The 13,271-nt window shown below is 33.5% G+C and carries 13 protein-coding genes; all 13 read left to right on the top strand.

What is annotated here, in order from left to right; genetic code table 11:
• Positions 1-74 precede the first annotated feature (74 nt).
• The 13 genes from AC061C_RS14280 to AC061C_RS14220 all read left to right on the top strand — a co-directional run bounded on the left by AC061C_RS14280 (position 75) and on the right by AC061C_RS14220 (position 13,145).
• A complete protein-coding gene (locus tag AC061C_RS14280; RefSeq protein ID WP_478291730.1) occupies positions 75-497 on the top strand; it encodes a WxcM-like domain-containing protein in 423 nt (140 codons plus the stop codon).
• A 30-nt stretch (positions 498-527) separates the two neighbouring features.
• A complete protein-coding gene (locus tag AC061C_RS14275) occupies positions 528-1,646 on the top strand; it encodes a polysaccharide biosynthesis C-terminal domain-containing protein (protein ID WP_478291729.1) in 1,119 nt (372 codons plus the stop codon).
• A gap of 179 nt (positions 1,647-1,825) precedes the next feature.
• Positions 1,826-2,209, top strand: coding sequence for a GxxExxY protein (locus AC061C_RS14270; RefSeq protein WP_478291728.1), 384 nt, complete (start codon positions 1,826-1,828; stop codon positions 2,207-2,209).
• Positions 2,210-2,582: 373 nt separating this feature from the next.
• Positions 2,583-3,719 carry a non-hydrolyzing UDP-N-acetylglucosamine 2-epimerase gene (wecB, locus tag AC061C_RS14265; RefSeq protein WP_478291727.1) on the top strand — a complete coding sequence of 379 codons (1,137 nt, stop codon included), beginning with the start codon at positions 2,583-2,585 and terminating at the stop codon, positions 3,717-3,719.
• A 4-nt stretch (positions 3,720-3,723) separates the two neighbouring features.
• Positions 3,724-4,929, top strand: coding sequence for a glycosyltransferase family 4 protein (locus tag AC061C_RS14260; protein ID WP_478291726.1), 1,206 nt, complete (start codon positions 3,724-3,726; stop codon positions 4,927-4,929).
• Positions 4,922-5,530 (top strand): sugar transferase, encoded by a 609-nt coding sequence (locus AC061C_RS14255; RefSeq protein WP_478291725.1) that lies wholly within the window; start codon positions 4,922-4,924, stop codon positions 5,528-5,530. The genes AC061C_RS14260 and AC061C_RS14255 overlap by 8 nt, the downstream gene beginning before the upstream one ends.
• An 8-nt stretch (positions 5,531-5,538) precedes the next feature.
• Positions 5,539-6,585: an ATP-grasp domain-containing protein gene (locus AC061C_RS14250; protein WP_478291724.1), complete on the top strand. Its 1,047-nt coding sequence runs from the start codon at positions 5,539-5,541 to the stop codon at positions 6,583-6,585.
• Positions 6,586-6,589: 4 nt separating this feature from the next.
• Positions 6,590-7,396, top strand: coding sequence for an NAD-dependent epimerase/dehydratase family protein (locus AC061C_RS14245; RefSeq protein WP_478291723.1), 807 nt, complete (start codon positions 6,590-6,592; stop codon positions 7,394-7,396).
• The gene (locus tag AC061C_RS14240; RefSeq protein WP_478291722.1) at positions 7,393-8,052 is read left to right on the top strand and encodes a metallophosphoesterase family protein; all 660 of its coding nucleotides are present in this window, start codon (positions 7,393-7,395) and stop codon (positions 8,050-8,052) included. The genes AC061C_RS14245 and AC061C_RS14240 overlap by 4 nt, the downstream gene beginning before the upstream one ends.
• Positions 8,053-8,061: 9 nt before the next feature.
• Positions 8,062-8,616: a sugar transferase gene (locus AC061C_RS14235; RefSeq protein WP_478291721.1), complete on the top strand. Its 555-nt coding sequence runs from the start codon at positions 8,062-8,064 to the stop codon at positions 8,614-8,616.
• Positions 8,613-9,755: a DegT/DnrJ/EryC1/StrS family aminotransferase gene (locus AC061C_RS14230; RefSeq protein ID WP_478291720.1), complete on the top strand. Its 1,143-nt coding sequence runs from the start codon at positions 8,613-8,615 to the stop codon at positions 9,753-9,755. The genes AC061C_RS14235 and AC061C_RS14230 overlap by 4 nt, the downstream gene beginning before the upstream one ends.
• Positions 9,756-9,983: 228 nt before the next feature.
• Entirely contained in the window at positions 9,984-10,778 is a 795-nt protein-coding gene (locus AC061C_RS14225) for a polysaccharide biosynthesis/export family protein (RefSeq protein ID WP_478291719.1), read from the top strand.
• Positions 10,779-10,787: 9 nt separating this feature from the next.
• Positions 10,788-13,145: a GumC family protein gene (locus tag AC061C_RS14220; RefSeq protein ID WP_478291718.1), complete on the top strand. Its 2,358-nt coding sequence runs from the start codon at positions 10,788-10,790 to the stop codon at positions 13,143-13,145.
• The last annotated feature ends 126 nt before the right edge of the window (positions 13,146-13,271 follow it).

Below are 13,271 nucleotides of genomic sequence, written 5' to 3'. Positions count from 1 at the left end.
TTTTCAGTGTTTAGTTTAGAGTTTACGTTAATTAGTGATTAGGTCAATTAGAAATAGTATTTTAATCCGAAAGTATGACAAGGAGTCCGCAAGTAATCATAGGAAATAGTTATACTGATGAGCGTGGGACTTTACAGTTCAACAATGACTTTAATGCCTTTGGAGTAAAGCGTATGTATACCATTCAAAATAGACATACAGAATTTATAAGAGGTTGGCAAGGTCATAAAGTGGAGCAACGTTGGTTTTCAGTGGTACAAGGGTCTTTTAAAATTATTCTTATTGCTATTGATGATTGGGTTAGTCCTTCGCTAGATTTAGACCAACATCATTTTATACTGAATTCCCAGAATATGGGTGTATTGCACGTTCCTGCAGGATATGTGTCGAGCATTCAAGCTTTGGAACCCTCTTCAAAATTGTTACTGATGTCAGATTATGAATTGGGGGAAATTGAGGATGAATACCGTTTTGATATCAATTATTTTACAACATAAGAAGGATTTTCTTTTTACAAGAATTAGAGTATGCTAAAAATAGGAATTACAGGACAAGCCGGATTTGTAGGCAAACATTTGTACAATACCTTGGCGCTGTTTCCCGAGGAGTTTGAAAGAGTCGATTTTCAAAAAGAATATTTTGAGGATGCAGCAAAACTGAATGTTTTTGTCACGCAATGTGATGTGATTGTCCATTTGGCAGCCATGAACAGGCATAATGATCCACAAGTGATTTATGATACTAATGTAGGCTTAGCTACTAAATTGGTAGTAGCGCTAGAAGCGATCAACAGTAAGGCACATGTCATTTTTTCATCTTCAACTCAAGAAGAGCGAGACAATTTGTACGGTCAATCAAAAAAAGAAGCCAGATTAGTATTGGCTAATTGGGCAAAAAAAGCGCAAGGTCATTTTACAGGTTTAATTATTCCAAATGTTTTTGGACCTTTTGGGCACCCCAATTATAATTCTGTTGTAGCTACTTTTAGTCATAAAATGGCCAGAAACGAAACGCCCATAATTGATGTGGACGGCGATTTAAAACTAATTTACGTTGGGGAATTAGTAAACGAAATTTTGAAAGAAATTCGTTCAGGGGAAAGTAAAGCTGAAGTACTAGTGGCACATACGTCAGAATCTAAGGTTTCGCAAATTCTGTCCTTGTTAGCAAAATACAAAAAAGACTATCAAGATAATGGTAGTATTCCAGCGCTAAATAACAGGTTTGAAGTGAATTTATTCAATACGTTTCGTTGTTACATGGATATTGCGAATCATTTTCCAGTAAAATTCACACAGCATACCGATCCAAGGGGTGCGTTTGTAGAGGTAATTCGATTGAATGTAGGCGGACAAGTTTCGTTCTCTACAACGGTTCCAGGAATTACGAGAGGGAACCATTTTCATACTAGAAAAATTGAACGTTTTGCAGTGATTAAAGGGAAAGCATTAATTCAGTTACGACAAATAGGGACTCAAGATACTCATGATTTTTATTTGAATGGGGACGAACCTGCTTACGTAGATATGCCAGTATGGTATACGCATAACATAAAAAATGTGGGTAACGAGGAGTTGTATACTATTTTCTGGATAAATGAGTTTTATGATGCTAATGATCCCGATACGTATTTTGAAAACGTTTAAAATTTTGCACGCGGATTTAAAAGACTAAAAGATTTTTTTTATTTCACGCAGATTTAAAAGATTTAAAGAATTTTTCTATAATTTAAAGTTTTGGTTTTTATATTTCTTGGATATATATTAAGGGTTTTTTATTATTTCAAATTTTAATTTTAAAGATTATTATTAATAAAGGATTGAAAATGGATGAAGAGGTATTAACGTATCAAATTAGAGGATGTATTTTTAATGTTTATAATAAATTAGGTCCAGGTTTGTTTGAGTCTGTGTATGAAGCTGCATTATGTTATGAATTGGATAAGGCGGGCTTAGAGTATAAAAGACAATTAGAATTACCAGTTCGTTACGAAGATGTAATTTTGGATGTTGCCTTCAGAATTGATATTCTAGTAGAAAATAAAGTTATTATCGAACTTAAATCTGTTGAGGAATTGACAAAAGTTCATTATAAACAAATCATAACCTATTTAAAACTAACTACAATACCATTAGGTTTGTTGGTGAATTTTAATACTGACTCCATAAAAGAGAATATAAAAAGAATTGTAAATAATTACATGAATTAATTACAGCAAATTAAATAGATAAAATACAACTCAAAAGAAATCCTTTTAATCTTTTAAATCTGCGTGAAATTATACAACGATGACAGATTAAAAAAAATAAAGTTTATGAATACATGATTAAAAGAATTATTTAGAGCACATTAAATAGGTAAAATACAACACAAAAGAATCCTTTTAATCTTTTAAATCTGCGTGAAATAAAACAACGATAAAAGTTCAAAAAAATAAAGATTATGAAAGTACAATTAAAAGAATTATATGATTTAATTAAAGCAAATTAAGTAGTTCAAATACAATAATAGAAGAAATCCTTTTAATCTTTTAAATCTGCGTGAAATAAAACAACGATTACAGATTAAAAAAAATAAAGTTTATGAAAGCACAATTAAAAGTGATGACGGTTGTAGGAACCCGTCCAGAAATAATACGATTATCGAGAGTGATGGCCGCTTTAGACCATTCCGAAGCGATTGAGCACATTATAGTACATACAGGACAAAATTATGACTATGAACTAAATCAAATATTTTTTGATGATTTAGGAATTCGCAAACCAGATTTTTTCTTGAACGCTGCTGGAGCAACAGCAACAGAAACGGTTGGGCAAATACTGATAAAAATAGATCCTTTGCTGGAAACTGAACAACCAGATGCTTTTTTAGTTCTTGGCGATACGAACAGTTGCCTTTGTGCGATCCCAGCCAAAAAACGACACATTCCTATTTTCCATATGGAAGCAGGTAACCGTTGTTTTGACCAGCGTGTTCCCGAAGAAACCAATCGTAAAATTGTAGACCATGTGTCTGACATTAATTTAACGTATAGTGACATCGCTAGAGAATATTTGCTACGAGAAGGTTTGCCAGCCGATAGAATTATTAAAACTGGTTCGCCAATGTTTGAGGTTTTAAATCATTATTTACCATCAATTGAATCTTCGGATGTATTAGAGCGATTGGGTTTAGAAGAAGGGAAGTTTTTTGTCGTTTCTTCACACAGAGAAGAAAATATCAACAGTGAGAAAAACTTCCATGGTTTAATGGATAGTTTGAATTTAATTGCCGAGAAGTATAATTATCCCATTATCGTGAGTACGCATCCCAGAACACGCAACATGATTGACAAAAAAAATATTGAAATGCATAAAAACGTACAATTTTTAAAGCCAATGGGTTTTAATGATTACAATGCGTTGCAAATGCGCTCGTATGCAGTATTATCGGATTCGGGTACTATTTCAGAAGAATCATCAACTTTAAATTTTAGAGCCTTAAATATTCGTTATGCACACGAACGCCCCGAAGCGATGGAAGAAGCTTCGGTGATGATGGTAGGCTTAAATCCAGAGCGTATTATGCAAGGATTGGTACAATTGCACTATCAAAAAGTAGGTCAGGAACGTAATTTCAGAAAAGTTGCCGATTATTCGATGCCAAATGTATCCGAAAAAATGGTGCGTATTATTTTGAGTTATACGGATTATATCAAAAGAACCGTTTGGAGCGAATAATGATATGAATGTACTTTTTCTAACGATGGTTAAAATCAATTCCTTTTCAGATAGAGGAATTTATACTGACCTGCTGCGTAAATTCAGCCAAGAAGGCCATTCCGTTTATGCTGTTTGCCCTGTTGAACGACGCGAAAAGAAGAATACGGCAGTTCAAATTGAAAATGGAGGAACAGTATTAAATGTAAAAACTTTTAATTTACAAAAAACCAATCTTGTAGAGAAAGGATTTGGGACATTAGCCATTGAATATCAATTTTTATCTGCTATAAAGTCTCATTTTTCAAAAGTAAAATTTGATGTAATTGTTTATTCTACACCACCAATAACTTTTGCAAAAGTGATTCAGTTTATAAAAAAACGCGATGGTGCTTATTCGTATTTATTGCTGAAGGATATCTTTCCTCAGAATGCGATTGATATGAAAATGATGAAAGAAAACGGTGTTTTGCACAAAATTTTTTTAAAAAAAGAGCGCAAGTTATACTCTATTTCAGATACCATAGGTTGCATGTCTGAGGCAAATAAAAAATTTATTATAAAACATAATCCAAGCATTAATGCTGAGAAGGTAGAAATCAATCCCAATTCTATTGAGCCTTTTATTTTTAATCAAACTCCAGAACAAAAAGAAGCCATAAAAGTAAAATATAATCTGCCATCGGATAAAAAAATATTTGTATATGGGGGGAATTTAGGTAAGCCACAAGGCATCGATTTTTTGTTAGATACTATTGCAGGAACTACCAATGAAGCTGTTTTTTTTTTAATAGTCGGCACAGGTACCGAATACAACAGAGTAGAAAAATGGTTTCAAAAGAATAAACCTATAAATGCTATGTTGCTTTCAGGATTGCCTAAGCAAGATTATGATTTATTACTTAAAGCATGCGATGTAGGTTTAATTTTCTTGCATAAAGATTTTACCATTCCTAATTTTCCATCACGATTATTATCTTATTTAGAAATGAGAATGCCAATTATAGCTGCCACGGATTCTAATACAGATATTGGAAATGTTATAGAGAGTAACAATTGTGGTTTCAAAGTGATTTCGGGTGATCAAACAACAATGCAAATTACCATCGAAAAAATACTTTCTGATGAAGATAATTATACTAAAATGAAAGAAAATGCGTGGAGTTTATTGCAAAAGGAATATCTGATAGACAGATCTTATAATCTTATTAAAGTTAAAATAAATGTATAAATCGTTCTTTAAAATTACATTTGATTTTTTTGCCTCTCTCATAGGACTTTTATTGTTGAGCCCATTGTTTATATTGGTTACAATTGGTTTACTAATTGCTAATGATGGAAAACCTTTTTTTACACAAATCCGTCCCGGTAAAAATGAAAGACTATTTAAAATTTTGAAATTTAAAACCATGAATGATAAGCGCGATAACGATGGTAACTTATTGTTAGATTCGCAAAGGTTAACAAAAATTGGTAGATTTGTTCGCAAAACATCTATAGATGAAATTCCACAATTAATAAATGTTTTAAAAGGAGATATGAGTTTAATTGGACCACGACCACTTTTACCCGAATATTTGCCTCTCTATTCAATAGAGCAAAGAAAGAGACATCTTGTGAAACCAGGTATTACCGGGTGGGCACAAGTAAATGGTAGAAATGCAATCAGTTGGGAACAAAAGTTTGAGTATGATGTTTGGTACGTACAAAATTATAGTTTAAATATTGATGTAAAAATTATTATTTTAACAATTAAGAAAATTATTAAATCATCAGATATTTCCTCTGATGTTCATGCAACCATGCCTAGATTTGATAATAAAAAGAGTTAAGTTAAATTATGAAAAAAAATATATTAGTTACAGGTGCAGGCGCACTTTTAGGACAAGGAATTTTAAGGTTACTACAGATTTCAAATTTCCCAAAGAAAATTTTTACCGCCGATCCAGATTCCAGATCAACAGGTCATTGGCTTGGAGATTATGCGATAACTATTCCAAAAGCTTCAGATGCAGATTATATCCTTGCCATTGAAAAAATTGTAGTTGAACATGAAATTAGTGCCATTTTAGTAGGTACGGATGTAGAACTTTATAAGTTTGCGGAAGTAAAAGATTATTTTTTGAACAAATACAATTGTAAAGTTGTAGTTAGTGATAAAGAAATTATTGCAATCGCAAATGATAAATTTTTGACTGCAAAATTTTTGAAAGAGAATAACTTCCCATATCCTAAGTCAGTCATGGCAACTAATAAAGAACATTTATTAGAACTGCAAAATGAAATAGGATTTCCGCTTTTTGCAAAGCCCATTGATGGTGCACGCTCTATGGGATTGATAAAAATCCACAATTTAGAAGAACTCTTAGATATCTACGATGAAAATAGTAATTTGGTCGTACAACAATTTTTATCTGACAATTTAGGCGAGTTTACCTCAGGTTGCATTGTTGTGGATGGTAAATGTAAAGCAATAACGACATTAAGAAGAGATTTGAGAGATGGCAATACTTACAGAGCTTATCGAGATGAGAATTCTACCAAATACGATGCAGTTATAACAAAAATTGCAGAAAAATTAAATCCTGACGGTCCGGCAAATTTTCAGTTTAGAATTCTTAATGGTGAACCAGTTATTTTTGAAATAAATGGACGTTTTAGTGGTACTACTCCTTTAAGACATTTTTTTGGGTTTAATGAGGTAGAAGCATTGTTAAAATATTTTTTGTTTGATGAAGAAATTATTGCTCCAACTCTTAAAAATGGAATGATTTTTAGAACTTGGTCTGATATTTTTATTGAAGAAAATCATTTTAACCAATTAAACACAGAGGATGTATTAGAAAATCCAACAGCAACATTTTATAATTTTAATTTAAGTAAATAATTAAATGGAACTTTCAATTGTAGTAGGCGCAAACGGTTTTGTAGGTAGTAGTTTGGTCAATAAACTTATTGAAAATAATCAAGAGGTTGTCGCTGTCTACAATAGCAACCATGAATCAATTAATAAAAATGCTACGATTGTAACTTTAAAAGAAGTATTCGCGCTATCTATCGACCCAAATTATATTTACTTTTTATCGGGAAATTATTCTACATCACACCAAAACTTAGTTCGAATTAATGAAGAATTAATTCAGCTTTGTAAAGTATTTCCAAATGCTAAATTTATTTATTTATCAAGCACAAATGTATATGGTTCAAATGATGAAATTTTAAATGAAAATTCAGCTTATAAATCTCCTGGACTTTATGGCTTGTCCAAATTAGCTGGAGAATTTGTTGTTTCTTCAATGAAACATTATTCTATTATCAGGATGACTTACGTTTATGGTTCGGGTATTTCTAATAATTCATTTCTGCCGCAAATGATTTCCAAGGCTAGAGAAAAGAAAATTGTGCTGTTTGGAAATGGTGAGCGTAAACAAGATTATATTTTTATAGACGATGCAGTAGATTTGTGTTTTGCAAGTGCATTACATGAAAACAATATAACCGTTGTGGGAGCGACAGGTATTTCGTACTCAAATTTGGAAGTTTGCGAAGAAATACAAAGTCATATTTCTTGCGCAATAGAATTTACAGGTGTTGAAACAGGATTATCATTCTACTTTAACATTGATAAAGTTGTAAAAGAATTAAATTGGCAGCCTAAAGTAAAATTTTCAGAAGGAATTAAAATGATGCTATTATGATTATAACTGTATTTGGCGATGTTCATGGTAATTTGATTGCTCTAGAGAAACTTTTTAAAATAGAGAAAGATGCTACAGACTTATTTGTTTCACATGGTGATGTTGTAAATTACGGACCTTGGTCTAATGATTGTATAACTTATTTAAAATCTGAAACAAAATGTAAAATGATTAAAGGAAATCATGAGAGATTTTATATCGATGGCATTTACGGTGGTACTAATATTATTGCAAAAACTTTTTTTCAAAAATGTTATTCTGATTTTGATTTGAATTTAACCAAAGATTTGATAAAATATGAAGATAAACTTATTTTTGATAATTTCACGATACAACATACAATAAATGATTCATACATTTTTGCTGATACACCATTGCATAATTTAGAGATTAATAATGATTTTATAATTGGACATTCACACCAACAATTTTATAGAAAAGTAGGGAATAAAATGCTCTACAACACAGGTAGTATTGGTCAAAATAGACAATATTTAAATCAATCTTGTTATTTACAGATTAACACTGAAACCAAAAGTGTAATTTTAAAATCATTTCTTCATGATGTAGATTTAGTTTTAAATGAAATGAAAAGTAAAAAATATCCAACACTTTGTTTAGAATATTATATGTCAAAACAAAGGATTACAACTTAGACGGAAAAAGTGAATAAACGAATCTTTGATTTTATTTTTTCTCTAACGGGAGTTATTTTTTTGTGTTGGCTCATTTTGATAGTTTTACTTACAGCCTCAATAGATACCCGCTACTTTGGTATTTTTACTCAAAATCGAATTGGTCAAAACGGAAAAAAATTCAGGATTTTTAAAATAAAATCAATGCTTGATGGCAGTAAGTCCATATCAAAGTGGGGTAACTTTTTAAGAAAAAGCAAGCTGGATGAACTACCTCAATTATTTAACATCCTGATTGGCGACATGAGTTTTGTGGGTCCACGACCCGATGTGTCGGGATATTACAACAACTTGAAAGGGGAAGAGAGACTCATTTTACAATTAAAGCCCGGCTTAACAAGTGAGGCATCGTTAAAATATTTTGACGAAGAAGCACTTTTAAAACAACAAAAAAATCCACAGGAATACAATGATATCGTTATTTTTCCGGATAAGGTAAAACTCAATCTACAATACTATTACAACCATACATTACTCGGAGACCTTAAAATTATTCACAAAACATTATTGAGATACATACCATGAACAATCAAAAAATATGGCTTTCCTCACCCCACATGGGCGGAAACGAGCAAAACTATGTAAACGAGGCTTTTGATACCAACTGGGTAGCACCCTTAGGGCCCAATGTAAACGGTTTAGAACAAGATTTGGAATTTTATTTAGGGCACGATGCTGCTGTTGGAGCATTAAGTTCCGGTACAGCGGCTATTCATTTAGGATTGGTTTTGTTAGGGGTACAAGCAGGGGACGTGGTATTGTGCCAAAGCATGACGTTTTCGGCATCAGCAAATCCTATTTTGTATCAAGGCGCTATACCCGTTTTTATTGATAGTGAATTACAAACCTGGAACTTATGTCCCGTAGCTTTAGAGCAAGCCATAGTAAGTGAAATAGCCAAAGGCAAAAAACCAAAAGCAATAATCGCCGTTCATTTGTATGGGGTTCCTTATCAAATTGAGGCAGTCCGAGCAGTAGCCGATGCCTACCAAATCCCAATTCTGGAGGACAGTGCCGAGGCTTTGGGGAGTTCCTACAAAGGACAAAAGTGCGGTACTTTTGGGGATATTGGGGTGTTGTCTTTTAACGGGAACAAAATCATTACTACTTCTGGTGGTGGGGCTATAGTGACTCCTACTGCAGCATTAAAGCAAAAAGCCCTTTTCTATGCGACCCAATCTAGGGATGATGCGCCACATTATCAGCACAGTGCCATAGGGTACAACTACCGCATGAGTAATATTTGTGCCGGAATAGGTCGCGGGCAAATGGAAGTACTGGATTCTCATGTGAAAAAACGCAGAGCCATGCATGATTTTTATGCTGATTTATTTCAGAAGTATGACGGTATTTCGGTTTTTACAGTGCCTAATGCCGATTATTTTGCTAATTATTGGTTGAGTGCTATTGTGGTAGATCCGCTTGTAGTGAATGGGTTAACTCGCGAGACGTTGCGATTGGCATTAGAGGCTGAAAATATAGAATCAAGACCGTTATGGAAACCGATGCATTTACAGCCTATTTTTCAGCAGTATTCGTATTATGGTACTACAATAGCTGAGACGCTTTTTGAAAATGGTTTGTGTCTGCCATCTGGTTCTAATTTAGATGATGAAGCGCGTGCCCGAATTAGAAATGTGATTGTAAAACTGATTGGTACATAAAATTATGCCTTTGTGTATACGTTTAAAAAACGTGAAAAAACTCACAAGACATTGAATTTCAAGCGATCGAATTGAAATATTTTTTTGAATAAATTAGTTAATAAATTTGAATTAATAAAAAATTGCAAACGTGATTTTTTTACTTGTAATAAGGCTGTATTGCCTATATTTGCAGTCTTAAAAATTAAATTTTAGACAAGTTCTTCCAATAAAAATAAAATAGTATTTATGAAATATTTTCTTTCTGTAGAAAAAATAGCTCCGTTATTTTTTCTATTCTTATTTTTTTCATGTGCCTCTAAAAAAGATATTGTTTACTATCAAAGCATTGATAGTTTGCAGAGTCAAGAAAAAGGGAGTTCTTATGAAATTAAATTACAGCCAGATGATTTGTTGTCTATTATAGTATCGGCAGAGGATCCTGAAATTGCAGCCCCTTTTAACTTGAGTTCGGTTATTACACAACAAACCACAGACCTTAAAATCGCTGGAGGTCAAATGACCATGCAATTGTATTTAGTAGATGCGAATGGGAATATTGAATTTCCCATTATTGGAAAGTTAAAAGTGAGTGGGCTTACCCGAACTGAGGTAATGCAACTATTACATTCTAAAATTGCGACCTATATTAAAAATCCAATCATCAACCTCCGTATCGCCAATTTTAAAATATCCATACAAGGAGAAGTAACGGCTCCGGGATCGTATCCTGTAAATTCAGAGCGCATCACTTTAATTGAGGCACTTTCTTTAGCAGGAGATTTGACCATTTATGGTATAAGAAACAACATACTGATTATAAGAGAAACCAATGGGGTAAAATCTTTTAATAGAGTTGATATTACCAATGCTAATTTTATAAATTCTCCTTTTTATTATTTGGCTCAAAATGACGTTGTATATGTAGAGCCTAATAAAAGTCGAATCAACGGGGCAGCAGTGGGTCCGAACACAGGGGTGATTATTTCTGTTTCCTCCCTCCTAATTACATTAATTACACTAATTATTACCTCTTCCAAATAAATCAATTTTATGGAAAATAATATGTTAAACGAAAATTCAGAACAGGATTTTAACTTTAGAGCAATCGTAGATCAATATGCCGCACATTGGAGGTGGTTTTTGTTGGGTATAATGATCAGTTTGTCAATAGCGTACGTGTATTTAAGGTACACCGCACCCCAATATAAAGCGGCCACCACAATACTGGTTAAAGATGAAAAAAAAGGCGGACTGTCCTCAGAATTGTCTGCATTTGCAGATATGGGTATTGGGGGTGTAAAAAGCAATTTAGATAATGAAATTGAGATTTTAAAGTCACGCACGCTGGTAGAAATCACCCTGCGGAAGATGAATGGTGATGTTACGATAGTGTCGCAAGGTAAAATTATCAGCAGTGATTTGTATAAAAACACACCCATCATCGTTACTTTTTTAAATAAAAGTAAAGATTTTGAAGATAGGACTGCTGCCTTTGAATTTAAGGCGATTGCACCCAATTCCTTTGAATTGCTAGAGGAAGCGGAGAAAAAAATGTTACTTGCTCCTAAAGTATCCTACCGTTATGGAGAATCAATACCCTCCAAGTTAGGGGTTTTTGTGATTAACAAATCATTAGTACATCCGTTATCTCATGGAGAATCGGCGACAACGATTCAGATTGTCATTACGCCTCTGGAAAAAGTAGTAAACAGCTACAAATCTCGATTGACTGTGAATCCGTTAAGCAAGACTAGTAGTGTGGTAGAACTTTCTCTGGTAGATCCTGTGGTGGAAAAAGCGGAGGATTTCTTAAATAATTTGGTTAAAAATTACAACGAGGACGCTGCAGCAGATAAAAATTTCATCTCGGAGAACACCTCTCGTTTTATTGCCAATCGTTTGGCGTTAATTACAGAAGAACTTGATGGAGTAGAGCAAAATGTGCAAGATTTTAAAAACTCCAACCAGTTGACGGATATCGAAACAGAAGCCAAGCTTTTTATAGAAGGTTCTAGTGAATACGATAAAAAGGGAGTGGAGGCTGATATACAGTTGAACATGATCGGTTCTATGCTTGATTTTATGAAAAAAAGCAAAAAGGCTGATTTGTTACCCAATAACATCATCAGTGGTGACGCTACTGAGTTGATTGGTGAATACAACAAATTGGTATTGGACCGCAATAGAATTTTAAAATCGGCTACAGAGTCAAATCCCTCGGTTATTAAACTAGACTCACAAATCGAGTCTTTAAAGTCTAATGTATCGGCTAGTTTGACTCGAATGAAGTCCAACCTGCAAATCCAGAAAAGAGATTTGAACGGCCAAGAAGGACTATTAAATAGTAAAATTGGTAAAATTCCGGTACAAGAACGCCAGTTTCGCGTCATTGCAAGGCAGCAAAAAGTGAAGGAAGAGTTGTACTTATATTTATTACAAAAAAGAGAAGAAACAGCCATTGCTATGGCAGCGACAGAGGCTATTGCTCGTGTTGTTGATGAGGCAAAAGGATCAGAGCTTCCGGTTTCTCCAAAAAAGAGCATTATTTACCTAGCAGCCTTGCTTATTGGACTATTGATTCCTTTTGGAATTATATATTTGATCGACTTGCTGGATACTAAAATTAAGAGTCGTTTGGATCTGGAAGGAAAGTCATTGATCCCATTTATTGGGGATGTTCCTACCTCAGAATCTCCATCAGAGCTGATTAAAGCGGAGAGTCGCACCAGTTCTGCGGAGGCCTTACGTATTATCCGCACGAATTTAGAATTTATGCTTAGTAAAGTGCCAGAGGGTCAGGCGAAAACTATTTTTCTGACCTCTACTTTTCCTAAAGAAGGAAAGACCTTTGTCTCGGTTAATTTGGCTGCTACTTTTGCTTTATCTGGAAAAAAAGTATTGTTAATTGGTATGGATATTAGAAATCCTAGATTGGATGATTATTTAACCTTGCCGGATGTTGGAGTAACCAATTATCTCTCTTCGAAGGACATTAATGTAGAAAGTCTAATTGTGAAATATCCTGGATTTGAAGATTTTAATGTGCTTCCTGCGGGGATAATTCCGCCCAATCCAGCGGAATTGTTGATGAATAAAAAAGTAGATACTCTTTTTGAGGATTTAAAAAATAAATACGATTACATTATTGTCGACACCGCACCAGTTAGTTTGGTAACTGACACGTTATTGATTGCTAAACATGCAGACTGTTTTATTTACGTAGCTCGTGCTAATTTCTTAGAAAAGCGCATGTTAAACATTCCGAATACGTTATACAAGGAGCAAAAATTACCCAATATGTGCTTGTTGCTTAACGATACCGATTCAACTAAAGGGTATGGGTACGGGTATGGATATGGCGTGGCCGTAGAAAAAAAACCGTGGTATAAAAATATATTTAAAATGTAATTTTTATTTCATTTTTCCAAAAGGGTTTATAAAGATTGATACTCTTTATAAGCCTTTTTTTATTTGAAAACTGTCCCGTCCTGAAATAGCGATACACAATAAGTATCCTAATGGAAAAACATGAAG

The sequence above is a fragment of the Flavobacterium sp. GNP010 genome, from assembly GCF_056428945.1.
This window is presented reverse-complemented; position numbering and strand designations above follow the sequence as displayed.